At 64.2% G+C, this 22,027-nt stretch carries 27 protein-coding genes; 23 read left to right on the top strand and 4 right to left on the bottom strand.

What is annotated here, in order from left to right; all coding sequences use genetic code 11:
• Window positions 1-32: 32 nt before the first annotated feature.
• The 5 genes from QMX79_RS04645 to QMX79_RS04625 all read left to right on the top strand — a co-directional run bounded on the left by QMX79_RS04645 (window position 33) and on the right by QMX79_RS04625 (window position 5,705).
• Window positions 33-1,106, top strand: a complete 1,074-nt coding sequence (locus QMX79_RS04645; RefSeq protein ID WP_282244865.1) for a site-specific integrase — start codon at window positions 33-35, stop codon at window positions 1,104-1,106.
• Entirely contained in the window at window positions 1,106-2,602 is a 1,497-nt protein-coding gene (locus QMX79_RS04640) for a hypothetical protein (RefSeq protein ID WP_282244864.1), read from the top strand. The genes QMX79_RS04645 and QMX79_RS04640 overlap by 1 nt, the downstream gene beginning before the upstream one ends.
• Window positions 2,603-3,217: 615 nt before the next feature.
• Entirely contained in the window at window positions 3,218-3,883 is a 666-nt protein-coding gene (locus QMX79_RS04635) for an SOS response-associated peptidase (RefSeq protein ID WP_282244895.1), read from the top strand.
• Window positions 3,884-4,628: 745 nt separating this feature from the next.
• The gene (locus QMX79_RS04630) at window positions 4,629-5,171 is read left to right on the top strand and encodes a hypothetical protein (protein ID WP_282244863.1); all 543 of its coding nucleotides are present in this window, start codon (window positions 4,629-4,631) and stop codon (window positions 5,169-5,171) included.
• A gap of 48 nt (window positions 5,172-5,219) precedes the next feature.
• On the top strand, window positions 5,220-5,705 hold the full coding sequence (locus tag QMX79_RS04625) for a hypothetical protein (protein ID WP_282244862.1): 486 nt from the start codon (window positions 5,220-5,222) through the stop codon (window positions 5,703-5,705).
• A gap of 54 nt (window positions 5,706-5,759) precedes the next feature.
• Here QMX79_RS04625 and QMX79_RS04620 read toward each other — a convergent pair whose 3' ends face one another.
• Genes QMX79_RS04620 through QMX79_RS04605 form a run of 4 tightly spaced genes read right to left on the bottom strand, consistent with a single transcriptional unit; the run spans window position 5,760 to window position 9,397 of the window.
• Window positions 5,760-6,470: a site-specific DNA-methyltransferase gene (locus QMX79_RS04620; RefSeq protein ID WP_282244861.1), complete on the bottom strand. Its 711-nt coding sequence runs from the start codon at window positions 6,468-6,470 to the stop codon at window positions 5,760-5,762.
• On the bottom strand, window positions 6,388-6,630 hold the full coding sequence (locus QMX79_RS04615) for a Com family DNA-binding transcriptional regulator (RefSeq protein ID WP_282244860.1): 243 nt from the start codon (window positions 6,628-6,630) through the stop codon (window positions 6,388-6,390). The genes QMX79_RS04620 and QMX79_RS04615 overlap by 83 nt, the downstream gene beginning before the upstream one ends.
• Window positions 6,627-7,640 (bottom strand): phage portal protein, encoded by a 1,014-nt coding sequence (locus QMX79_RS04610; RefSeq protein WP_282244859.1) that lies wholly within the window; start codon window positions 7,638-7,640, stop codon window positions 6,627-6,629. The genes QMX79_RS04615 and QMX79_RS04610 overlap by 4 nt, the downstream gene beginning before the upstream one ends.
• Window positions 7,640-9,397 (bottom strand): terminase ATPase subunit family protein, encoded by a 1,758-nt coding sequence (locus QMX79_RS04605; RefSeq protein WP_282244858.1) that lies wholly within the window; start codon window positions 9,395-9,397, stop codon window positions 7,640-7,642. The genes QMX79_RS04610 and QMX79_RS04605 overlap by 1 nt, the downstream gene beginning before the upstream one ends.
• A 155-nt stretch (window positions 9,398-9,552) precedes the next feature.
• Between QMX79_RS04605 and QMX79_RS04600 the strand changes: the two genes are divergently transcribed.
• The 18 genes from QMX79_RS04600 to QMX79_RS04515 all read left to right on the top strand — a co-directional run bounded on the left by QMX79_RS04600 (window position 9,553) and on the right by QMX79_RS04515 (window position 22,010).
• On the top strand, window positions 9,553-10,422 hold the full coding sequence (locus QMX79_RS04600) for a GPO family capsid scaffolding protein (RefSeq protein ID WP_282244857.1): 870 nt from the start codon (window positions 9,553-9,555) through the stop codon (window positions 10,420-10,422).
• 37 nt (window positions 10,423-10,459) lie between these two features.
• Window positions 10,460-11,470 carry a phage major capsid protein, P2 family gene (locus QMX79_RS04595; RefSeq protein WP_282244856.1) on the top strand — a complete coding sequence of 337 codons (1,011 nt, stop codon included), beginning with the start codon at window positions 10,460-10,462 and terminating at the stop codon, window positions 11,468-11,470.
• Window positions 11,471-11,474: 4 nt separating this feature from the next.
• The gene (gene gpM / locus QMX79_RS04590) at window positions 11,475-12,182 is read left to right on the top strand and encodes a phage terminase small subunit (protein WP_282244855.1); all 708 of its coding nucleotides are present in this window, start codon (window positions 11,475-11,477) and stop codon (window positions 12,180-12,182) included.
• A 104-nt stretch (window positions 12,183-12,286) separates the two neighbouring features.
• Complete coding sequence (locus QMX79_RS04585; protein ID WP_282244854.1) at window positions 12,287-12,754, top strand: head completion/stabilization protein; 468 nt, start codon at window positions 12,287-12,289, stop codon at window positions 12,752-12,754.
• Window positions 12,754-12,969 carry a tail protein X gene (locus QMX79_RS04580; protein ID WP_282244853.1) on the top strand — a complete coding sequence of 72 codons (216 nt, stop codon included), beginning with the start codon at window positions 12,754-12,756 and terminating at the stop codon, window positions 12,967-12,969. Before QMX79_RS04585 ends, QMX79_RS04580 begins: the two co-directional genes overlap by 1 nt.
• A 2-nt stretch (window positions 12,970-12,971) precedes the next feature.
• Complete coding sequence (locus tag QMX79_RS04575; protein ID WP_249833574.1) at window positions 12,972-13,325, top strand: putative holin; 354 nt, start codon at window positions 12,972-12,974, stop codon at window positions 13,323-13,325.
• Window positions 13,318-13,593 (top strand): phage holin family protein, encoded by a 276-nt coding sequence (locus QMX79_RS04570; RefSeq protein WP_282244850.1) that lies wholly within the window; start codon window positions 13,318-13,320, stop codon window positions 13,591-13,593. Before QMX79_RS04575 ends, QMX79_RS04570 begins: the two co-directional genes overlap by 8 nt.
• A gap of 2 nt (window positions 13,594-13,595) precedes the next feature.
• A complete protein-coding gene (locus QMX79_RS04565; RefSeq protein ID WP_282244848.1) occupies window positions 13,596-14,231 on the top strand; it encodes a glycoside hydrolase family 19 protein in 636 nt (211 codons plus the stop codon).
• A complete protein-coding gene (locus QMX79_RS04560) occupies window positions 14,231-14,752 on the top strand; it encodes a hypothetical protein (RefSeq protein ID WP_282244846.1) in 522 nt (173 codons plus the stop codon). The genes QMX79_RS04565 and QMX79_RS04560 overlap by 1 nt, the downstream gene beginning before the upstream one ends.
• Window positions 14,749-15,234: a phage tail protein gene (locus QMX79_RS04555; RefSeq protein ID WP_282244843.1), complete on the top strand. Its 486-nt coding sequence runs from the start codon at window positions 14,749-14,751 to the stop codon at window positions 15,232-15,234. Before QMX79_RS04560 ends, QMX79_RS04555 begins: the two co-directional genes overlap by 4 nt.
• Complete coding sequence (locus QMX79_RS04550; RefSeq protein WP_282244840.1) at window positions 15,231-15,692, top strand: phage virion morphogenesis protein; 462 nt, start codon at window positions 15,231-15,233, stop codon at window positions 15,690-15,692. Before QMX79_RS04555 ends, QMX79_RS04550 begins: the two co-directional genes overlap by 4 nt.
• 86 nt (window positions 15,693-15,778) lie before the next feature.
• A complete protein-coding gene (locus tag QMX79_RS04545; protein ID WP_282244838.1) occupies window positions 15,779-16,669 on the top strand; it encodes a baseplate J/gp47 family protein in 891 nt (296 codons plus the stop codon).
• A complete protein-coding gene (locus QMX79_RS04540) occupies window positions 16,662-17,219 on the top strand; it encodes a phage tail protein I (RefSeq protein WP_282244836.1) in 558 nt (185 codons plus the stop codon). The genes QMX79_RS04545 and QMX79_RS04540 overlap by 8 nt, the downstream gene beginning before the upstream one ends.
• Before the next feature lie 8 nt (window positions 17,220-17,227).
• Entirely contained in the window at window positions 17,228-19,177 is a 1,950-nt protein-coding gene (locus tag QMX79_RS04535; protein ID WP_282244834.1) for a tail fiber domain-containing protein, read from the top strand.
• Between the two features lies 1 nt (window position 19,178).
• Complete coding sequence (locus QMX79_RS04530) at window positions 19,179-19,829, top strand: hypothetical protein (protein WP_282244832.1); 651 nt, start codon at window positions 19,179-19,181, stop codon at window positions 19,827-19,829.
• 74 nt (window positions 19,830-19,903) lie between these two features.
• Window positions 19,904-20,470, top strand: coding sequence for a phage baseplate assembly protein V (locus tag QMX79_RS04525; protein WP_282244830.1), 567 nt, complete (start codon window positions 19,904-19,906; stop codon window positions 20,468-20,470).
• The gene (locus tag QMX79_RS04520) at window positions 20,467-20,826 is read left to right on the top strand and encodes a GPW/gp25 family protein (RefSeq protein ID WP_336618852.1); all 360 of its coding nucleotides are present in this window, start codon (window positions 20,467-20,469) and stop codon (window positions 20,824-20,826) included. The genes QMX79_RS04525 and QMX79_RS04520 overlap by 4 nt, the downstream gene beginning before the upstream one ends.
• Before the next feature lie 14 nt (window positions 20,827-20,840).
• Window positions 20,841-22,010 (top strand): phage tail sheath protein, encoded by a 1,170-nt coding sequence (locus QMX79_RS04515; protein WP_282244825.1) that lies wholly within the window; start codon window positions 20,841-20,843, stop codon window positions 22,008-22,010.
• Window positions 22,011-22,027 lie beyond the last annotated feature (17 nt).

Raw genomic sequence — 22,027 nt, 5'->3', positions numbered from 1 at the left:
GAGGAATTGGCACAACAGGGAATGGCACAACAATGGCTACGCTACAGAACCGCAACGGCCGCTGGCGCGCAATGGTGCGCCGGAAGGGCCACAAAGACCAATACCGCACTTTTCCCACCAAGACCGCCGCGAGAGCCTGGGCCGATCGCATCGAACGCGAGCAGGCTGACTACGAGGCCCGAGGTGGCACACCAGGTGAGGACATCACCATCGGTGAGCTGATCGACTGGCGGACCAACGAGCTGGCCACCGTCAGGGCCATCTCCAAAACCCATTCCGGCAACATGACGCGGATCCGAGAGGGCCTCGGCGACATCGTGGCCAGGCGGCTAACCGCCAACGACGTGATCGAGCACGCGCGCCGGCGGATCCGCGGCGACCACATGATGGCCAATGGGGTGATTATCCCAGCCTGTGCGCCCGCGACCATGAACGTAGAGTTAGGGTACCTCTCTGAGCTACTGAAACTGGCTGGGCCGATGAAGGGCGTGAAGCTGTCCAGCGACCCCGTGGCCGAAGCTCGGCCGGTGCTCCGCCTGTTGCGCCTGGTCGGGAAATCGAAGCGTCGCGACAGGCGCCCTACCCCCGATGAGCTACAGCGCCTGCGGGAGCATTTCCGGGCCGCCGCATGGCGGTCGACCATTCCCATGGTGGACATCATCGACTTCGCCATCCTGACTGCCAAGCGCGAGAGCGAAATCACCCGGTTGCTGTGGTCCGACGTCGATCACGTGAACCGGACAGCCCTGCTCAGGGATGCCAAGCACCCACGAAAGAAGGCGGGGAATCACAAGAGATTCCCCCTACTAGGCGATGCCTGGGAAATCGTGCAGCGGCAACCCAGAGGTGATGCAGACGGACCGATCTTTCCCTACAACTCCAACTCGGTGGGGACCGCTTTTACGCGAGCATGCACCAAGCTGCAGATTGCGGACCTGTGCTTTCACGACCTCCGCCACGAAGCCACCTCCCGGCTGTTTGAACAGGGTTACGACATACCCGAAGTGGCAGCAGTCACGCTGCATGAGTCGTGGAATGAATTAAAGCGGTACACACAGCTTCGACCCGAATCATTGCACCGTACGCCGACCGAGGAACAGGGCTGATGGAACCGAACTACAAACGGGTACGGCGGGCATTACAGAACTTCTCTCTGGAAGAATCTCTCACACACATTTGGCAGTTCTCTAGACTGCTTGCGGGAGGAGTGCCCCTTCCTCCGACGTATCAACACATCGAAGCGGGCGTCAGACGAAATATTGAGAAGCACGTATTTCCTCATGAGCTGGACCTTCTTGCGCGCGAACTCTTGCTCCACGCAAGCCGAGACGGCAAACCTGCTAAGGCAACTCTCGCGACATGGAACGGCGCCGCGATGGCGTTCAATGCGATCAAGGAATACGGCAACGGATCCGTCGACCTGAAAAACGAAGACGTGATGTTGGTCATGCATCGCCTTGCTCACCAGCAGATGCCTAGATTCAGTCGGCTTACAAAGGCCAAGATCGGTCGCTACCTTGCCTTGTACCGCTTCCCCGCACTTGAGGCCGTGTTCGAAAGGCGGCTTGGCATTGCAGTCGACGCGTACTTTGCGCTCGCTTTTGCGGTCATGGGCAGCGCGCTCCGGAACCCGCGCCTGAACACCACAACCGACTTCTCCGTACTCGGGATCGACCTGGCCCAGTCGAAGCGATTCTTCGAGCGGATTGTCGGCGACGTTGATGCGATGACCGACAAGATGCGGGAAGAGCAACAGCTTAATAGTCAATGGGAGTACACCCTCAACGCGTTCCACTTCTTCCCTCTCATCGCACTGGATAGAGCACACATGGAGCGGGCTTATTGCCCCCTTCCGCCGGCTCTAGAAGCGCGCCTCATTGAAGGAATATTCTTTGATATCTTCGAGAAGGGTGGCGAATTTGATGCCGCATACGGCGGCGCAGTCGAAGCAATTGTGGGACGAATGCTCTCATCACTTCCTGGCACTTACACCGTCACCAAGCCCAAACCAAAAGCTATCGGAAAGCAAACATTTCACGGCTCTGATTGGGTGGTCGAAAACGGAGCAGATGTCGCGTATATCGAGTGCAAGGCGAAGAGAATTGCGCTGAAGGGGCGCGTAGCTGCAACCCCATCCGACCTTGCCGCCGAACTGCAGTACCTTGCGGACGCCGTGGTGCAGAACTATGCAAATATGTTGCGAGATCGCCCCTTTTTGGCTCTGAGCGCTAGCTCTGTGCGGGCGTATTGTCTGGTGGTGACGCTGGAGGACTGGCTATTGTTCAGCGACACCACTTTCTCTACCTTGCACCGACTCGTTGTTGAGGGGCTGGTGAAGGAGAATCTTCCCAGCGAACTTCCGGAAGTTTGCCCATACTTCGTGCTTGGTGCGGAAACTCTACAATACTGTGTCGCAGCCCTGGCTTCTCATACGTTTCGAGACGTCTTCGGTCCAGTTGAGGAGGCGCGGTATAGGGGATGGGCGTTCGGCAACTACCTACGCCGTCACTTCCCGGGGCTAGACGACGAGCAGGTGGGGGGGTTCGCTCAAGAGGCCGCCGATCTTTTCCAACCTTTCATCGCGAAAGCAGGTGCTGTCTAAGCGGTGTCGCAGGCGGCACGGCCAGTGCCGATCTTCCAGTCCAATGGAACTTTCGCCCATTGGACTCGCCCTGCAGCGCGTTATGACTTCCGATTTCGTCGGTGGATCCGCAACCTGTCAATCTCGGCCCGCAGCCTGTCTTGATGACGGGACACCCAAATCTCCGCCCCGGCGACGCCTTGCTCGTAGCCGCTACATTCCCTAAATATCCATTGCGCTCGGTCGGGTCGCTGCGTGTCCAGGCTGACGAACCATCCCCCGCCGTTAATGCGCTCCGAGAGCCGTAGCACCTGCGTGCCATCGCACATCACCGCATCGTCCTTGCCATCGGGACGGGAGGCCACGGAACGCCAGTGGAAGTCAGGAGGGAGCATGGCGGGGAATGCTACGGGTCCGGCTCTCAGATCCTGCGACCTCCAGGCAAGCGGTGGACCGCCTCGCGGATCCGCAGGTGACTAGGAAGAGGTCGCTGCCTGCCCTGACCTGCGGGTCCGCGCCGCGTCCAGCTGGAGTCCACCCGTAGGTGGTGTCTCCCCCGTTGTTGGGCCAAGAGTCACGCCGTGGCTGTGAAGGCGGCGCCACGGTGGCGCGCCCAGCGTGGCGTATGTTGCCGGCATGTGCGGCCGATTCGTCCAGACCCCAATCCGTGACGCCGCCAGCTTGGGGTTCCCGCAGCTGGTAGGGGATCTGTTGTCCCTCCCAGCCACCTACAACCTGGCGCCGACGCAACGCGCGGCCGTCATCCTTGATCGAGGCGAAGGGCTGCAGGTCCAGCGGCTCTCATGGGGGCTGCTGCCCTTCTGGGCGAAGGCCAAGGGGCTGCAGGGGTCGACCATCAATGCCCGGATCGAGACGGTGGCCACCAAGCCGGCGTTCCGAAGCGCGTTCAAGGCGCGCCGGTGCTTGATCCCCATGGCCGGCTACTACGAGTGGTCGGTCAGCGCCCAGGACGGCAAGAAGGATCCTTGGTTCATCCACGCCGCGATGCCGCTATGGGCGGCCGGCCTCTGGGAGGACGCCAGCAAGCTACTGCCCGAGGGGAACCTGGGCACCTTTACCGTGATCACCGGCGACAGCAGCGGCGTGTCGGCCGACATCCACGACCGGATGCCGGTGTGGCTGTCACCTGGCCAGGCCGAGGCTTGGCTGAAGGCCGATGCCGATGACGCAATGGCAATGCTCCTGGCCAGCGAGCCGCCGGCGATGGAAGCCTACCGGGTAAGCCGAGCCGTCAACACGCCCCGGAACAACGCCGAACAGCTGCTGCAGCCGGTCGCCTGACCGTCAGCGCGTACGTGCACGGCGGGAAGCAGTGAGGCTCTGAGCGCTTTTGGCCCCATATGGCGGAATTTTTGGACGACCATCGGAAACAGGTAACTTAGGTAATCACCCTGCCAAAACCTCAATTTTGTTCAATACAATCAATATCTTATGTCAATTCATCAAAGGTAATTTTAGGGTAACGTCTAGGTAACCTGATTACCTTTCCGGCAGGTAACATCGATCTGAAAGAATTTCCTTTGAAATCAATTACATTACTTCCATTGCCGTAGGAAATTACCTCAGATCACCCTCAGAGGTAACCTGCTCAACCTCTTGTGCCACTAGGGTGGGCGGTGTTTTCTGGACCCGAATTACCCCGTTACCTGGTTCCGGTGGGACTCCAAGAAATTCGAGCACTGCCGCCCCTCGCTGGAAGCCGTCAAGGACGGCCACGGTGGAGCTGCTCGTCGCAGGGATCCGCAGGGACGAGGCCTATCTAGAAAACGCCGTGAGCAGCAGCTGCGGCGGCCCCTGACGGCCTATCGCAGGCCTGCAGAAAAAGAGGGGTCCGAAGACCGCAGGCGTGGCGGGGAGACGAGTGCGCGCGCCGGGGTCAGCGACTAGCTTCCGTACGAACGCGCCCGTTCTCGTATGTATATGATGAATAGCTGCGTCGTGATGGGGCACGGCCGTGACCCGCTGTCGCCCCTGCCTACGCTCGACGGGCGGCGGACGCATAATTCAGCTTCCTATGGAGACGTCGATGGACTATCTACAGCCCGCCATACAGGCCGCGCGTGCCATCTGGGACTGGGCCATTCCCAATGGTCTATTGGACTTACTGAAGGCGCTGGCCGCGCCAATCGTCGCTATCGCCGCACTTCGCGTCTCACGACAGCAAGTCCGGATCAACGAAAGCAAGCTGCGATTGGATTTCTACGACCGACGCCTCAAGGTCTACGGTGCGGTCAAAGATCTCATCGGCGCATTTATGGCCAACGCCACCTTCACCCAGGACGACTTGGCGGAATTCCGAGAGGGAACTGTGGAGGCCGACTTCTTGTTCGGCAAAGACGTGCAGGAATACATCCGGCAGATGGATGAACGCATTCGTGGCCTGATCATCGAAGAGCATCGGTACAGGCAGGGGGTCCGGGGCGAGGACGGAAAAATAGCGCACTCGTACGAGAAAATAGACGAGTTGCACGACTGGATCTTGGAGCAACCCAGTGCAGCGAAGGCTGTGTTCCAACCCTTTCTCGCGTTGGAACCAAAGGAAGAGAAAGGCTTGAGACGCTGGCTGTAGATGCTTTGGGCTAGCCCAGCGCACCAACCACTTAAGGAGGGCAGGAAAATGTATCCCATAGATGCGTTTAAGAAGGTCGTCGCAGCTACAGCGAAGCCGGGGTCGTTGTTGAAGATTCGCGACATCTGGGCGCTTGCGTTCAAGAGCAACCTGCCTGGCCAAGGCCAGCAGTTGCAGATTCTCGTGCTCCATGGGCCCAACGCGGGATCAGTTGCCGCTGTCCCCGATGGCGGCGCTATCACCGTCGCCGATCCGTATAAATGGATGATTTATGTTGACGACCTTAAAGGCAATGCAGAAAACGCCTCATGGCCCGCCGTTAGCTTCGGGGCCGGAGCGCCCGTGGTCCACGGGCATGCGTGGCAACGCAGCGCAGAAGGAAGAGATGTGACGATGGACGGTAATGAGATCAACGCAGATGGAGTTCATCATTACATTCCAGCCTTTAGCGTGTGGCTCGTAGACGGCAGTGGGCGACGTTCCGACACAGCCCTGCTGTTCGAGGTATCTCCGCCCGCCGTAGAGCTGCATTAGAAACTTCCAGAGCAGCAAAAAAGCCGCCCTAGAGCGGCTTTCTCGACTAGGTGCTTACGCCAACACCAACCTCGAACGCGCTACGTCGTGGTAGTGCCCGGTCATCTCGATCCCCGTCCAGCTATAGCCCTCAAGATCCGCGGCCACCAGCGTGGTACCGGACCCAGCAAAGGGATCGAGGATCCGCCCCCCCTCTTCGCAGATCCGCACCAGCTGGCGCATAAGGTCGGTCGGCTTCCCGGTCATGTGATGCTTGTCGGCTTTCCTCACCGGCTCACGAATGACGCCAGGCAGCACCGGTGCGCGCCGTCCCAAGGGCATGGTGCCCTTGCTGCCCCACACCACGTACTCGGCCTGGTTGCGGAAGCGCCCCAGCTGGGGTCGCACGCCCTCGGTCTTGTCCCACACGGCAACACCGCGCCAAGTAAAGCCGGCGCACTGCAGTGCGTCCGTGGTCAGCGGCAACTGTCGCCAGTCGGTGAACAACAGCACGGGGGCGCCGTCCTTCAACACGCGACTGCACTCGGACAGCCACAGCCGCATCCATGCCAGGTGCGAGCGCTGGTCGCGTTCATCGCCGACGAAATCGGCGTGCAGCTGCTCTCTGCCGCCCTGCATGTACTTCACCTGCGGTGCCTGCTGCCGCGACGATGCGTGCGTGCCTCCGCTGGCGTAGGGCGGGTCAGTGATGAGGGCGTCGAAGCTCGCGGCCGGCAGCGTCGGCAGGACGGTCAGCGCATCGCCGTGGATCAGTTCGTTCTTCATGGGTAGAGCCTTCTTGGGGTCGCTCGCGGCGATCCGAGGGGAGGCTCGCGGCCTTCATGTGGTTCAGCACCCCGCAGCGGGGGCACTTGATCTGGATCTCATAGACGCCGCCGGCCTTAGCCAGCAGCTTGGCGCAGTCGCCACAACGCAGGTTCTTCATGCCACCGCCGGTGCAAGTTCAAAGGGAGCGAAGCGGATCACCTCTTGGCCCAGCCAGTCGTTGATCGCTGTGATGCGCGTCTGCAACGGTGCCAGTTCCATCGCAGCCCAGACTGTTGCCGCGTCGCGGATCGAGCCGAAGCCGCCGCTATTCTGGGGCACGATGCCGAGCAGCTGTGGCGGCACGCGCAGCGCGGCCAGCATGTCATCGCGCGTCACGCCCTTGATGTTGGCGAACTCATCCTTGGCCGCGACCTCGCTCACGGGGATGATCTGCAGGCCGTCCTTCTTACCGTTGGGCGAGTGCACGAACAGGTTCCGGAAGTTGCCCGGACCACGCGCGGCCTTGAGCGCCTCGCGCAGGCCAGTTACGTCGGACGATTCCGCCTGGGAGTCGGTCAGGTACAGGATGAAGCCGGCGTGCGAGCCGTTGTTGTAGTACTTGCGGCGGAACAGCGTGGCCGACTCATTGAGCAGCGCGGCCTGGACGGCCGGCATCCACTCGGGCAAGCCGTAGACCTCCTGGTCGGCATCCGATTCCCGAAGCTGGTACACCTGGCCGACCGGGAACTCATGCTCCATGCGGCCTGCCCGCACCTGAAAGTACTCGCCCTCAACAACCCCACGCCGGACGTACTGCGCCAGCGGCACAGCCAAGCTGTGCGAGGCGCCCGACAGGGCCTTGCGACGCTCGACGTATGCCATGCCGAAGGTGGTGTAGTCCAACGCCAGCTGCGCGAAGGTGGCGCGGCTCATGAGCTTGTGGGGGACGAAGGTGCGGACCAGCATGTTGCGTTTGAAGGTCAGGCCGCTCTGCAAATACGGGTTGGCGCGGGTGGTGCGTGACAGCCCCTGCAGGTCGACCGGCGGCTCGTAGTAGCGCCCGTTACGCCAGCATTCGAGGTAGTCGAGGATGCCGCGCGATTCCAGCACGGGCGTCGGCTCCCCGAACGTGAACGCTTCGATGGGCCCTGCCGGCGCGGTGGCAGCGCCCTGGTCGGTGTCGATCATCAGAAAATCTCCATGGTGCTGCGGGCGGCGGCGCCGCCTTCGAGCGGTTCGTTCTGCAGGGCATGCAGCAGCGCCCACGCCAGATCGGCGTGGCCGGTCGTGCGCGAGCGCCCCGCCGTGTAGGTGGTCTGTCGGCCGCTGGCCGTGCTGGTCTTCTGGATGGCAAGCAGCGACTGGGTCATGTCGGTCCAGCCGGCGTCATATTCCAGACGCTCGTTCTTGATGACATCGAACGCCTTGAGCACCAGCCGCGTCTTCACCTCGGGCGAGTAGCTGAAGGTGGTCAACCCCGGGAAGAACTGGCGGACAAGCTGGGCCACACCGGTGCCCATGCCGGTGGCGTCGATCCCGATGTAGGTGACCCAGTAGCGCTGGGTGACCTTCTGGATAAACGCCGCCTGGTCACCGAAGTCCATGCCCTTGAACTGGTGACGCTCCAGCACGCGGAACTTGCCACCGGGCACTTGGGGCGGCGCCACAATCACGATGCCGGCACTGTCGCCCGTCTCGGCCGGGTCGTACCCAATCCACACCGCGCGGTCGCCATATGGGCGCATGGCGAAGGGGCTGAACTCGCCGGCCCACTCCACCCAGCTGTCCACCTGGCACGGCTGCAGCATCGTCAGCGGGAACACGCTGGCGCTGTCGTCCACGAACTCGCACATCAGCAGGTTGGCGAATTCCTCGGCGCTGTAATCGCGCCGCAGCTCGGCCACATCGAACAGATCGCACCCTCGGTCGGCCGCGTCGAGCACTGTGACGATCTGCCGCCAGATAGCGTCCTCGCAGCGTCGGCCACTGCCCAGCCGGCCGTGGCTGACATCGATCGATACCTGCTGGGAGGTCGGCTTGCCCTTGTTGAAGCGCTCACCCGTCCAGAAATCGTAGGCTTCGTGCGCCATGGTGGAAGGCGTGCTGAAGTACGTCTTGCGCCATTTCTTGTGCATCGCCATGCCGCTGGCGACCTTGTTCAGCTGGTTGAAGCCGTAGGTCCAGAAGAATTCGTCGAAGTAGAAGTTCCCGTGGTAGCCCTGCGCGGTGCGTGCGTTGGTGCCCAGAAAGAACAGCTCAGCGCCGTTGGCCAGGACGATGGGATCGCCGGTGAGGTCGCGGTCCAGCACCTCGCGCACGAAGCCACGCATGTAGCCCAGGAAGATGTGCGCCTGACTCTTGGATGCGCTCAGGAAGATCTGATTGCGGCCGCTGATCAGCGCGTCGATCAGCGCCTCGCGGGCAAAGTAGTAGGTGGCGCCGATCTGCCGCGACTTGAGGATCACGCGCGTCCGCTCGCTGCCGGCGCGGTACCAATCGCGCTGGTAATCGAAGCACCCGTCGAGGAACGCCTGCTGCAGCCGTTCCACTTCCTCTTCGCTGAACTCGTTCTTGCGGGCCTTCTTCTTCGGGCCAGCGTTGCGGTTGGCGACCGCTGGGTTCAGGTCCGCTTCGTTGCCGCCGCCCTGGTAACGCTGGATGCGAGCCTGCCGCTCCAGCTGCCGATGCAGCAGGTCGATCTCTTTGAAGTCGCCGCCGGTCTTACCTTCCTTGTGGATCAGGATGGCCAACCGCGCCTCCAAGGCGCCGCCAACACGCTCCACGGTATCGGCGCGGTCCCATTCGTCGCGCGCCTTCCAGCTGTGGACGGTCTTTTCCTTCTCACCGATCAACTCGCAGATATCGCAGATGCGCCAGCCCATCCAGTACAAAAACTTTGCCTGGCGACGGGGATCTACGTTGAGTTTTTCGGCTACGCTTTGCACCTTTACAGGTTGCCTGTCGCCTCGCGCGCGCGACAGTCAAAAACCCACGTAGATCATGCGCTTACACGCTCTTCGCGTTGCCGCAACATTTTCCTCACCCGAACATGGGTCATCGCATCGACAACCGATGCGCACTGATACCAGCCGAGGGCGAGATGGCCAGCAAGACCGACAAGAAGCGTTCCCAGTTCTTCCGTGTGGCTGTCGAAGGCGCCACCACCGATGGCCGCGTCATCGAACGCCAGCAGATCCTGGACATCGCCGAAACCTACAGCCCGGACGTATACGGCGCCCGCATCTGGGTGGAACACCTGCGCAGTGCGCTGCCGGACAGCCCGTTCCGCGCGTACGGCGATGTGGTTGCAGTCAAGGCCGAGGAAGTCGAGATCGCCGGCAAGAAGAAGATGGCGCTGTTCGCTCAGGTCGAGCCGACTGACGACCTGGTCGACATGGTGAACGTCCGCAAGCAGAAGCTCTTCACCAGCATCGAGATCGCCCCGGAATTTGCCGACAGCGGCAAGGCGTATCTGTACGGCCTGGCCGTCACCGATTCGCCGGCGAGCATCGGCACCAACATGCTGGCGTTCTCGGCCAAGTTCCCCGACGACAGCCCGCTGAAGGACCGCAAGCAGGCCCCGGGCAATGTCTTCTCCGAGGCGGCCGAGACCGAGATCACCTTCACCGATGTGGAGCAGCCGGAAGTGCGGCAGGGACCGGTTGCAGCCCTGCTGTCCAGCCTCGGCCTGGGCGCCAAGCCGAAGCCCGCGCCCGAGCCGACGCGCGAGTCGTTGGACTTCGACGTTGCCCAGTTCGCCACCCAGGTGCTCGGCGCGGTCGGCGAGCAGGATGCGGCCATGGCCAAGCTGGAGCAGGACAACCGCTACCTCGCCACCCAGGTCCAGAACCTGTCGGCGCAGGTTGCCGGCTTCCACAAGAAGCTGGACGAAACCGCGCAGCCGAACACTCCGCGCCCCGTGGTCGCCGGTTTCAACAGCGCCAAGGCCAGCGAAGCAACCGACTGCTGATCGACCCTATCCCCTTTTCAAGATTCCCGGAGCAACCATGCGCACCGAAACCCGCCTTCAGTACGATCAGTTCACCCAGCGCGTCGCCCAGCTGAACGGCGTTAATAGCGCCGCCAACACCTTCGCCGTCGAACCCAGCGTCCAGCAGACGATGGAAGCCCGCATCCAAGAGAGCAGCGCTTTCCTGACGGCCATCAACATGCCCGGTGTGATCGACCTCAAGGGCGAGAAGATCGGCGTGGGCGTGAATGGCACCATTGCCGGCCGCACCGACACCAGCGGCAGCGGCGAGCGCCAGCCGGCCGATGTCACCGCGCTGGACAGCAACGGCTACGAGTGCGTGCAGACGGATTACGACACCGCCATTCCCTACTCGCGCCTCGACGCCTGGGCGCGCCAGCCCAACTTCCAGACCATCCTGCGTGACGCCATCATCCAGCGACAGGCGCTGGACCGCATCATGGTCGGCTTCAACGGCACCAGCATCGCCAAGACCACCGACCGCGCCCTGAACCCGCTGCTGCAGGACGTCAACAAGGGATGGTTCCAGAAGTACCGCGAGCACGCCCCGGCCCGTGTCATGACCGGCGGTGCTACTCCGGGCGCGGTGAAGATCGGCGCCGGCGCGGACTTCGCTAACCTCGACGCGCTGGTGATGGACGTGGTGTCCAACCTGATCGAGCCGTGGCATCAGAATGATCCGAACTTGGTTGTGATCCTGGGCCGCAGCCTGGTATTCGACAAGTACTTCCCGATCATCAACAAGGACCTGGCCCCGACCGAGCAGCTGGCCGCGGATCTGGTGCTGGGCACCAAGCGCATCGGCGGCTTGCAGCCGGTGATCGTTCCGTTCGTCCCGGCCAACGCGCTGATGGTCACCTCGCTGGACAACCTGTCGATCTACTGGCAGATCGAAGGCCGCCGCCGCTACATCATCGAGCAGCCCCACAAGAACCGGGTGGCGAACTTCGAGTCGTCCAACGACGACTACGTGGTCGAAGACTACGGCCGTGGCGCCTTGGTCGAAAACATCCTGGTTCAGGACTGACGCCATGGCCAGCAGCCCCGCCAAGCGTCACCTGCAGCGCGTCCTGGCCGAACAGGCTGCGACCGCCGCTGCCGGCACCAACCTGATGGCCGGCACCACCATCTACCAGCAGATGCAGCTGCAGCTGGCGAGCGACCGCGCCCGCCTGAAACAGATCCAGTCGGGCGAGGGCAAAGCCAAGCTCAAGGCCGTGCTGCTGCCGGAGTACTCCGACTACGTCGAGGGCGTATTGGCGGCCGATCAGGGCGGTCCGGACGACGTAGTGGCCACGGTCATGCTGTGGAACATCGACGCCGGCAACTTCGACCGTGGCTTGGACATCGCTGCCTACGTCCTGGCACACCGTATGCCGATGCCGGACCAGTTCAGCCGTACCACCGGCTGCCTCGTTGCCGAGGAAGTGGCAGTGGCCGCACTCAACGCGCAGAAGACCGGCGGTGAGTTCGACCAGGGCGTGCTGGACCGGGCGGTGGCGCTGACCGAGGGCCACGACATGCCCGATCAGGTCCGCGCCAAGCTGCTGCTGGCCCGTGCACGTGGCCTGCTGCAGACCGACAGCGAGCAACTGCCGCTGACGGCCGAGGCGGTCGATCTGGCCGTTGCTGACCTGGTCCGCGCCATCCAGCTGCACGATTCGTGCGGCGGCAAGAAGGATCTGGAAGGCGCCCAGCGCCTGCAGAAGAAATTCGCGGGCAACCAGTCCAACGACTGACCCGCACAACGAGCGTCCCCGCGACCCCGCCGGCTCGGGGCCGATCACCAGGCCTCTCTCCCCTGGTGTGACGCCCCGACCACCGGCGACTTATTGAGGCCACCATGAGCAGCTTCACCGCCAACGCATCCCCCAGTCCGCAACAGCATCCGATCACCGCCGGCCGGTTCTGGCCGGAGATCGACGTGTCGGCGGTGCGGGAGGCGATCCGCATCACCGGCGATGTCACGCCGGCGCGCATGCGCAGCGTGGTGGTTGGCGCCGTGATGTCCGTCACCCGGGAGCTGGTCGACTACCGCGTCGCCCAAGAAAAGGCCGGCCACGCGCAGCTGGCCGACGTGCCGGCCGACCAGGTCGATGGCGTGTCCCAGCTGGTACAGCTCTACCGGCAGGCCGTGTACTGCGCCACCGCAGTTGTGTTGCATGAGCGGTACCGCTCGTACGACGCGACGGCACAGGGCAACCAGCGCGCCGATGACCTGACGCCAACCATTGATGAGATCCGGCGCGACCAGCGCAATGCCATCAGCGACCTGCTGGGCCAGCGGCGGGTAACGGTGGAGCTGATCTGATGCGTGTGGTGGCCATGCAAGGCGACACCATCGACGCGCTGTGCCACCGGCATCTGGGCACCACGGCCGGCGTGGTCGAACAGGTGCTGGCCTTGAACTACGGGATCAGCCTGCATGGGCCGGTCCTGCCACAGGGGACCGTGGTGGTCCTCCCCGATGTACCCACCCCTTCCGCCGGCGCCGTGACGCGCCCCTTGATCCAGCTCTGGGACTGATGATGACCGAACCCACCTCCACCGGAAGCATGGTTGCACTGGCCACTGGCGTCGGCCTGGCATCGCTGCTGCCCGGCATTGACGCAGACGCCTTCATCGGCGCCTTCGCTGGTGCCACGTTGTTCGTTGTGTCCGCCAAGGATCTGTCGATCTGGAAGCGGCTGATCTACCTGGCCATCAGCGTGGTGGCCGGCTACCTCGGCGGTACCGAGGTCATGCGTCGGTTCGATGTCGCCTCCAGCGGTCTTGCCGCGTTCTTCTGCGCCGCCACGATCATCACCCTGACCCTGGCCCTGATCGAGCGCAGCCGCACCGCTGATCCGGCCCGCCTGCCGCGTGGAGGCACCGATGGCTGAGTTCCTGAGTACCGGCACCCTGTTGTGCTGCCTGGCGATCTGCGTGCGCCTGCTCACCTACCGCCCGGCAGAGGGCGCGCGTCACCGCCACGGCGTCGCCTGGTGCGCCTGGCTCCTGATCGCGGCCACCGGCGGCCAAGCGCTGCAGATCATCCTGCAGGGTGCCAAGGCGCCCACCAGCGGTTGGCAGCTGATGTTGCTGGTTGTCCTGCTGGTTACCACCTACCGGGCGCGCGGCAACGTCGCCCACCTGTTCGGAGTGGATTGACCATGATCACCGCCGCCCAGCTCGCCCAGGCGATGCAGTGCCCACTTCCCCGCGCCCAGCGCTGGGCGGAGCCGCTCAACGCCGCCATGAAGCGATTCGGGATCTCCACCCCGTTGCGCGCGGCGCACTTTCTGGCCCAGCTGGGCCATGAGAGCCTGAGCTTGGGCCGCGTGGAGGAAGGCCTGAGCTACAGCCGCGACCGCCTGCTGGAGGTGTTCGGCAAGTACGTGACCCCTGCCGAGGCGGCCGCGTTCGTCCACCAGCCGGTCAAACTCGGTAACCGGGTCTACGCCAAGCGCAACGGCAACGGCGTCGAGTCCAGTGGTGATGGCCATCGGTACCGTGGGCGCGGGCCCATGATGCACACCGGGCGCGGCAACTATCGCCGCATCGGGGAGCTGATCGGACAGCCGCTGGAAGAACTGCCTGCGCTGCTGCTTGAGCCGGAGACCGGCGCCATGGCGGCTGCGGCCTTCTGGGCCGGCAACGGCCTCAACGCCCATGCCGATCAGCGCGACGTGCTGGCCGTCAGCCGCGTCGTGAACCTGGGCAACGCCCGCTCTCGTGCCACCCCCAATGGGTTTGCGGACCGCACAGCGCGCCTGCAGCGCTGCATGGCGGCGCTGGGGGTGCGCTGATGCTCAACCGAGCCATCGTCCTGGTCGTCCTGCTGCTGGCCGTCGCCGGCCTGGCCACCTGCCAGCAGCAGCGCATCGGCCACGCAAACAGCGAGCGCGATGAGGCTAAGGCTGACCTGGCAAGCGCCAACGCCACCAACGCCGCCCTGAAGCGCAAGCTGGAGCTTGCCCAAGGCAGTACCCGCACCGTGACCGAGTACGTCGACCGCGTGCAGGTGGTCCGCGAGCGCGGCACCACCATCGTCAAAGAGGTTCCCGTCTATGTCACTGCGAATGCTGATGCTGCCTGCACTGTGCCTGCTGGTTTCGTGCACCTCCACGACGCCGCCGCGAGCGGCGACCCCCTCGCCGGAATTGCCGGAGATCCTGATGCGCCCGCCGCCGGCGTTACGCTCTCTGTCGTCGCCGAAACCCTCGCCGACAACTACACCATCCACCACGCCACCGTCGCCCAAGTAACGGGCCTGCAGGCGTTGGCGCGGCAGCTGCATACCGCCCTGCAGCAGTGTGACGCGCCGTGAAGAAGCCGCAGCAGCTTCGCGATCACCTGGTCGCCGCGATTCCGGCGCTGGCCGATAACCCCGACCGCCTGCTGATCTTCGTGGAAGGCGGCGGGTTGAATGGCAGCTACAGGCCGGGACTGTGCTTCGAGTACCGGTACACGTTGGAGCTGGTGCTGACCGACTTCGCCGGCGCGCCGGAGGCTGTGATGCTGCCGTTGCTGCAGTGGCTCACCCGCCACCAATCCGAACTGCTGGCCAACCCGTCCAACCGGGAAAAGCTCAGCTTTGAAGTCGATGTGCTGTCCGACGACCTGGTGGACCTGGCCATCAAGCTGCCGCTGACCGAGCGGATGAAGGTCTACCGCGATGAGCAGGGCAACCTGCAGCTGCAACACCTGGCTGAACCGGCCACCGAAGGCGAACACGCCGACACGCTCGCCGGCGGAGCGCTGTTCGATGCCGGCGTGCTGGTGGCCACGCTGCCCGCCATCACCGCATGAGCGAGGACCTGCAGCGGCTGGAGGCGTGGGCCGCACCCCTGCTGCAACGCTTGCAGCCGGCCGAACGCAGCCGCCTGGCACGCAAGGTGGGCATGGGGCTACGCCGCGCTCAGCAGAAGCGCATCGCCGCCCAGCAGAATCCGGATGGCTCCCCTTACGCCCCACGTCGCACCCCCACGCCGCGCCGCGCGAAGGCCGGCCGGATCAAGCGCGGCGCCATGTTCGCCAAGATCCGGCAGGCGCGGCATCTGCGCGTCCGCACCAGCGCCCAGGAAGTGACCGTAGGCTTCACGGGGCGCGTCTCACGCATCGCCCGCATCCATCAGGAAGGGCGCTCGGATACGGTGGGCTCAAACGGACTGAGGGTCACCTATCAGCGCCGCCTGCTGCTGGGATTTACCCAAGCCGATGAGCAGTTGGTACGCGACCTCATCCTTGACCATCTGGCCGGGCAATAGCGTAGGCGCGGCCGCTACACGTCATCCCCGCCGGACACGCGCGCGCGCGATGGGAAGCTGGAAATACCCCTCCAGCCGGTGCCGCCGTGTCTACGTTTACCGCCATCGAAGTCGACAAGCTGCCGGCACCGGACATCTTCGAGCAGCGCACCTTCGAGTCGATTTATGCCGAGCGTCTGGCTGAGTTCCGCCGGCTTTGCCCGGACTTTTCGGCCATTGTCGAATCCGATCCGGTGATCAAGATCCTGCAGGCCAGCGCGTACCGCGAAATGCTGCTGCGCGAGCAGTTCAACCAGCGCGCACGCGGCGTGATGCTGCCGTTTGCCCAAGGCGGCGACCTGGACAATCTCGCCGTGCCCTACGGCGTGCAGCGCAAGTTGGTGCTTCCCGCCGACCCCGAGGCCGGCACGCCCGCGCGCTATGAGAGCGATGAGGACTTCCGCCGCCGGATCCAGCTTGCGCCCGAAGGCCTGTCGGTGGCTGGCCCCGAAGGCGCCTACATCTTCCACACCCTGTCGGCCCATGCCGATGTCCTTGACGCGAGCGTGCACAGCCCGGCGCCGGCCGAGGTGGTAGTGACCGTGCTGTCCCGTCTTGGCGATGGTACGCCCGACGCGACGCTGCTGACAGCGGTTGAAGCCGCCCTGCTTAACGGCAACGTCCGACCCCTCACCGACCATGTCACCGTCGCCGGCGCGCAGGTGCACCCGTACGAAATTCGCGCGGAGCTGACCACCTTCAATGGCCCGGACAGTGGCTTGGTGCTGGCGGAGGCGAACCGGCGCGTGGAGCAGTTCCGCACCCAGTCCCAGCGCTTGGACCGCGATGTGCCCCTGTCGGCCCTGTACGCGGTCCTCCACGTTGAAGGCGTGCAGCGAGTGAACTTGATCAGCCCTGCCGCCGACATCATCGTCAATGCGCAGGCAGCCGCCTTCTGCACGGCCGCAGTGATCACCCACGTGGGCACCGATGACTGACCCACGCTCCCTGTTGCCGCCCAACAGCACGCGGCTGGAGCGTGCCGTGGAGGGCGCTGACGCCCAGCTAACCGGTATCCCGATGGTGCACCACACCCTCTGGAACCCATGGACGTGCCCGGCAGAGTTCCTGCCGTTCCTGGCATGGACCGTGTCGGTGGACACGTGGAGCAGCGAATGGCCAGAACACATTCAGCGCTCCCGGATCGCCAGCTCCTTCCAGATCCAGCGACACAAGGGCACCGCGCAGAGCATCGCCGACGTGGTGGCCAGCTTTGGTGGTCAAGTCCAGATCCGCGAGTGGTGGGAGCTGGATCCGCCCGGGCCGCCGCACACGTTCGAGCTGCTGCTGACCCTAAGCGGCCAGAGCGGTCAAGAAGCCACGGCCGCGTTCATTGACCAGGTAATGGCGGCGGTGAACCGCGCCAAGCCTGTGCGCTCGCATTTCACCTTCACCCAGGGCATCAACGTAGAAGGCGCCATCGGCGTCCTCGGCGTCGCCCGCGTGCTCACCTCCACCCGCCTTCAGCTGGCGGCGAGCGAACCGTAGGAAGACCCATGCCCGTTCCCCAGATCACCATCACCTCGGCCGGCTTCGCGGCCATCGTAAACGCAGAGCACTCCGGTACCGCCCCTGTAAAGCTGACCCATGTCGGGCTGACCGCGCAGCACTTCGACGTTGCCACGGTCGGCGCAACGGTGCCGGGCGAGGCCAAGCGCCTCACGACCTTTGGTGGACAGGCGGTCGCGGCCGACACCCTGCACCTGAACGTGCGTGACGACACGGCTGACGCCTACACGTTGCGGGGCTTTGGGCTGTACCTGCAGGACGGCACGCTGTTTGCCGTCTACTCCCAGCCGGCGCCCATCATGGAGAAGGCATCCGCGGCGGTCATGCTGCTGGCCACCGATATTCGGTTTGCAAAGGTCAACGCCACCAGCATCGAAGTGGGCAACATCGACTTCGTCAACCCGCCGGCGACCAACACGCGGGTGGGCGTGGTTCGTCTGGCCACCGACTTGGAGGCCGAGGCCGCATCCGAACCCACGCTCGCGCTCACCCCCTTCGGGCTGGCCCGCTACATCAACAAGCGATTTGGCGACGGCACGCCCAGCGCGTTCGTGAAGGGCTTGCTCGGCCTGGCCACCGCCGCGCTGTTCCGCACCGAACTGGGACTGCGCGGGGCCGCTCTGCGCGATGAGGGCCACAGCAATGGGCTGGACGCGGACCTGCTCGACGGCAACCATGGCGAGTACTACCGCGACTGGCGCAACCTGACCGGGGTGCCGTCGCAGTTCCCACCCTCTCCGCATGGCCACGCATGGGCGTCGATCACCGGCCAGCCCGACACCGCTCTGCGTTGGCCCACATGGGGCGAGGTCAGCAGCAAGCCGGCAACGTATCCGCCGAGCGGGCACTCGCACCCGTGGTCGGATATCACGGGCGCGCCCGACCCAGCGACCCGCTGGCCGACGTGGAATGAGGTGACCAACAAGCCGGCGACCTACGCACCCGCCGCGCATGCGCACGGCGAGTACGTGCAGAAGACCGGCGACACCATGACCGGTCCACTCAACATCAACGGCAATGCGCTGCGAATCTACGGGTGGGGTGGGAACGCGCAGTCCGGCGTCTTGTATCTGGGCACTGGCGAGAGCTACATCTTCAAGAACGGCGCGAATTTCGATATCCGGAACGAAACCGGGGGCTACACCGCGACCATCGTACGGGGCGGCAACATTCTGACGTCGAGTGGCGACCAGTCGATCAACGTCGGAACGTTGCGCATCATGCCGACTGCTGGCGGTGACCAACTCTTCTTCCGCGCGAATGGCGCGCTTGGCGTGGGCATCGACGCGGTCAACAACAGCAACGGTTCTTACGCGGCGCTGTCGCTTCGCGGCACCTCCATCGCCCTGAACGGCCCGACCGTCGTCAACCACAACCTGAGCGTTACGGGCGATTTCTCCAACGGTGGGTCGTGCGTTCTCTCCAACGGCGGTATTCGTACAACCGAGGGATCGCTGACCAACTGCGGCTATGTTTCATTCCATACCACTAACGGGACCCGTCGCGGATACATCGGCTGGAATGACGGCAGCAGCCGCCTTCAGTACAGCGCCGAGGGTGGCTTCGTTGGACATTCGTTCGTAGGCAACGTAGTCGCCTCCGGCGGCTTCGATTTCGGCTCATCTCGCAAGCTGAAGAACATTGAAGGCCCGATGCCGTACGGCCTGGCCGAGGTTCGCCGCGTCGCCACCCTGATCGGTCGATACAAACCGGAGTTCAACAGCGACGACCGTACGCGTCTGTTCTTCGACGCGGAACAGTTCATGGAGCTGATGCCAGAAGTCGTGGACGCCGAGGGCGTTGCGTTCAATGGAGAATTGGTTCCGTCCATCAAGATCGACCAGGCGTTGCCGCCGGTCTACCGGGCTGTTGCGGAACTGGCTGAAATGGTGGACTCGCTGACCGCTGAACTTGCCGAAATGAAGGCCGGACGCTGATATGGCGAAGGGCTACCGTTTCCAATCTGTCGACTTCGATGACCTCTTCGACCCGGACATCATGGGCAATGGGCCCTCCGTCGCGAATCTGCGCAGCGGCGGCGCCCTGCGGTACGCGGCCATCGCCTACGGCAGCAAACGGCCTGACGTGGGTTATCGTCAGGGTGGCGTCGACGTATCGAACCTGTGGGCGGCGAAGGGGACCGCCACCTACACACTGCCGATCAACGGCCAGGCATTCAGCGCGCACAACCAATCGCGCACCAATTCCACCGGCTCGGCTGTGGCCACGGTGACGTTCGTCATCGACAGCAATGGAACTTACCGGATCCTTCAGAACACCACAGGCGGCGGCAACAGCAACGCCTCCGACCCCATCAGCGGAACCTGGCTGCCGGCGGGCGCCACGGTCGCCGAGTACGACGTGCAGTTTGAAGCGACGAACGTGGGCGCCGCATCCATCAGCAATGGCGCGGCTTCATACTCTTCCTGCAGCGCTTCGCGCTCGGTAGCGGCGTCGGTGTCCGTGCCGGCCGCGTCGCTGGATAACGTTTTTGCGGAGGTCACCCTGATCATCCGCCTGCGCAGGTCCAATGGCGCCATCTCCACCACCCAGATCCTGGCCAAGGTGGGCGCAGCGGGCTGGCACTGACCGCTCCGCTGTAGCGGCGCTTCTTACGGCGCGTGCTACGTGCGCGCGCGAGACCCCGGGCTGAACATGAGCGCATGGATAGCGCTCTGCCCCAACAGGTCAACAACCTTCTGCGCGACGGGGTGGTGACCGAGGTCGACCACGAGCGTCAGCTGTGCCGAATCAGCAGCGGCGATACCCACACCGACTTCATTCCCTGGCTCGTCAGTGCGGCGGGAGAGACTATCGCCTGGGCAGCTCCCAGCATCGGCGAACAGGTCAAGCTGCTCTGTGGCGACGGCGACCTGGCCAACGCGGTGGTGCTGCGCGGTCTGTACAGCTCTCAATACCCCGCCCCGTCCACCGATCCAGATGTCGTGCTCAGCCAGTTCAAGGATGGCGCGGTGATCGGCTACAACGCGGCCACGCACGCCTTGACGGCAGTGCTGCCCGCTGGCGGCACGGTCGCTGTGCAGGCGGATGGGGGCGTCACCATCACCGGACCGGTCACAATCGTTGGGGATACCGAGATCACTGGCCAGGTCAAGGTTAACGGCAAGGCCGTGGTGTCTGAAGACGTGGTTGGCGGCGGCATCAGCCTCAAGCAGCACAAGCACAGCGCCGTGCAGCCCGGCGGCGGTACCTCTGGGGCGCCGCTGTGATTGGTATGGACGCCCGCTTCGGTGCTTTCAGCGACGACACCGCGCACCTGCGCCAGTCCATCGCCGACATCCTCACCACGCCCATCGGCTCGCGCATCGGGCGTCGTGAGTATGGCTCCTTGCTCCCAGAGCTGATCGACCAGCCCTTCAACGACGCAACCCGCTTGAAGCTGTTCGGCGCCGCCGCCACAGCGCTGCTGCGCTGGGAGCCGAGGATCCGCCTCACCCGGATCAGCCTCACACGGTCCTCCGATGCTGGCGCCTTCGTGCTGGATCTAGACGGTCAGCGCGCCGTCCCCACCGGTGCTTCCCGCACCACCCGCCTCTCCGTCCCGCTTCGCTTCCGCACCCCCTAACCGCAGGAGTCACCATGGCCAACGAATATCACCACGGCGTACGCGTCGTCGAAATCAACGGCGGAACGCGCCCGATTCGCACCGTCGCCACCGCCATCATCGGCATCGTCTGCACCGGCGAGGATGCCGACGCCACGGTATTTCCGCTCAACCGTCCGGTGCTGCTGACCGACGTCCTGGGCGCCATTGGCAATGCCGGCACCAGCGGCACGCTGCGCTCGACGCTGCAGGCCATCGCCGACCAGGCCAATGCGATCACGGTGGTTGTTCGCGTTGCCGAGGGCGACGACGACAGCACCACGACCGCCAACGTCATCGGCAAGAAGGATGGGGCCACCTACACCGGTCTGCAGGCGCTGCTTGTTTCCGAAGCGCAGGTGGGTGTGCGACCGCGCATCCTCGGCGCCCCGGGTCTGGACACCCAGCCCGTGGCCGCTGCGTTGGGCATCATCGCCAAGAAGCTGCGGGCCATGGCCTACGTCAGCTGCGCCGCCAGCGCATCGGTGCCTGAGGCGGTCGCATACCGCGCGCAGTTCAGCGAGCGCGAGTTGATGCTGATCTACCCCGACTTTGTGGCGTTCGATACCAGCACGGCCACCAGCGGGATGGCCTTTGCCACCGCGCGTGCGCTCGGCCTGCGGGCGCTGATCGATCAGCAGCAGGGCTGGCACAAGTCGCTGTCCAATGTCGCCGTTTCCGGCGTCACCGGCATCAGCCGCGATATCCACTGGGATCTGCAGGATCCGGCCACCGACGCCGGTGTGCTCAACGCGGCCGACATCACCACCCTCATCAATTCCAACGGCTACAAATTCTGGGGTTCGCGCACCTGCAGCGACGATCCGCTGTTCGCCTTCGAGACCTCCACCCGGGCGGCGCAGATCCTGGCCGACACCATCGCCGAGGCCCAGATGGTCTACGTGGACAAGCCGCTGCATCCCTCGCTGGTGCGGGACATGATCGAGAGCATCAACGCCAAGTTCCGCGAGCTGGTCAATGCCGGTTACCTGCTGGGCGCTACCGCCTGGTATGACCCGGCCGCGAACCTGCCCACGCAGCTGTCCACCGGCCGGCTCGCCATCGACTTCGACTACAGCCCGGTGCCGCCGCTGGAGAACCTGGTGCTCAACCAGCGCATCACTGATCGCTACTTCGCCGACTTCCCCGCCCGTATCAGCGGCTAAGGCCGCACTGAGGAATC

The sequence above is a fragment of the Stenotrophomonas sp. PS02300 genome, assembly GCF_029959395.1.
GTDB lineage: Bacteria > Pseudomonadota > Gammaproteobacteria > Xanthomonadales > Xanthomonadaceae > Stenotrophomonas > Stenotrophomonas maltophilia_AD.
The sequence above is the reverse complement of the archived record's forward strand: the minus strand, read 5'-3'. Positions and strand labels throughout refer to the sequence as shown.

Excerpts from the sequence above, each read along its gene's own strand:
- QMX79_RS04515 (WP_282244825.1), top strand. The coding sequence starts at position 20,841 with ATGGCCAACGAATATCACCACGGCGTACGCGTCGTCGAAATCAACGGC.
- QMX79_RS04540 (WP_282244836.1), top strand. The coding sequence starts at position 16,662 with ATGACTGACCCACGCTCCCTGTTGCCGCCCAACAGCACGCGGCTGGAG.
- QMX79_RS04535 (WP_282244834.1), top strand. The coding sequence starts at position 17,228 with ATGCCCGTTCCCCAGATCACCATCACCTCGGCCGGCTTCGCGGCCATC.
- QMX79_RS04580 (WP_282244853.1), top strand. The coding sequence starts at position 12,754 with ATGCGTGTGGTGGCCATGCAAGGCGACACCATCGACGCGCTGTGCCAC.
- QMX79_RS04610 (WP_282244859.1), bottom strand. The coding sequence starts at position 7,640 with ATGATCGACACCGACCAGGGCGCTGCCACCGCGCCGGCAGGGCCCATC.
- QMX79_RS04525 (WP_282244830.1), top strand. The coding sequence starts at position 19,904 with ATGGATAGCGCTCTGCCCCAACAGGTCAACAACCTTCTGCGCGACGGG.
- QMX79_RS04550 (WP_282244840.1), top strand. The coding sequence starts at position 15,231 with ATGAGCGAGGACCTGCAGCGGCTGGAGGCGTGGGCCGCACCCCTGCTG.
- QMX79_RS04630 (WP_282244863.1), top strand. The coding sequence starts at position 4,629 with ATGGACTATCTACAGCCCGCCATACAGGCCGCGCGTGCCATCTGGGAC.
- QMX79_RS04645 (WP_282244865.1), top strand. The coding sequence starts at position 33 with ATGGCTACGCTACAGAACCGCAACGGCCGCTGGCGCGCAATGGTGCGC.
- QMX79_RS04530 (WP_282244832.1), top strand. The coding sequence starts at position 19,179 with ATGGCGAAGGGCTACCGTTTCCAATCTGTCGACTTCGATGACCTCTTC.
- QMX79_RS04635 (WP_282244895.1), top strand. The coding sequence starts at position 3,218 with ATGTGCGGCCGATTCGTCCAGACCCCAATCCGTGACGCCGCCAGCTTG.
- QMX79_RS04595 (WP_282244856.1), top strand. The coding sequence starts at position 10,460 with ATGCGCACCGAAACCCGCCTTCAGTACGATCAGTTCACCCAGCGCGTC.
- QMX79_RS04575 (WP_249833574.1), top strand. The coding sequence starts at position 12,972 with ATGACCGAACCCACCTCCACCGGAAGCATGGTTGCACTGGCCACTGGC.
- QMX79_RS04560 (WP_282244846.1), top strand. The coding sequence starts at position 14,231 with ATGCTCAACCGAGCCATCGTCCTGGTCGTCCTGCTGCTGGCCGTCGCC.
- QMX79_RS04620 (WP_282244861.1), bottom strand. The coding sequence starts at position 6,470 with ATGAAGAACGAACTGATCCACGGCGATGCGCTGACCGTCCTGCCGACG.
- gpM (WP_282244855.1), top strand. The coding sequence starts at position 11,475 with ATGGCCAGCAGCCCCGCCAAGCGTCACCTGCAGCGCGTCCTGGCCGAA.
- QMX79_RS04600 (WP_282244857.1), top strand. The coding sequence starts at position 9,553 with ATGGCCAGCAAGACCGACAAGAAGCGTTCCCAGTTCTTCCGTGTGGCT.
- QMX79_RS04625 (WP_282244862.1), top strand. The coding sequence starts at position 5,220 with ATGTATCCCATAGATGCGTTTAAGAAGGTCGTCGCAGCTACAGCGAAG.
- QMX79_RS04570 (WP_282244850.1), top strand. The coding sequence starts at position 13,318 with ATGGCTGAGTTCCTGAGTACCGGCACCCTGTTGTGCTGCCTGGCGATC.
- QMX79_RS04640 (WP_282244864.1), top strand. The coding sequence starts at position 1,106 with ATGGAACCGAACTACAAACGGGTACGGCGGGCATTACAGAACTTCTCT.
- QMX79_RS04565 (WP_282244848.1), top strand. The coding sequence starts at position 13,596 with ATGATCACCGCCGCCCAGCTCGCCCAGGCGATGCAGTGCCCACTTCCC.
- QMX79_RS04585 (WP_282244854.1), top strand. The coding sequence starts at position 12,287 with ATGAGCAGCTTCACCGCCAACGCATCCCCCAGTCCGCAACAGCATCCG.
- QMX79_RS04615 (WP_282244860.1), bottom strand. The coding sequence starts at position 6,630 with ATGAAGAACCTGCGTTGTGGCGACTGCGCCAAGCTGCTGGCTAAGGCC.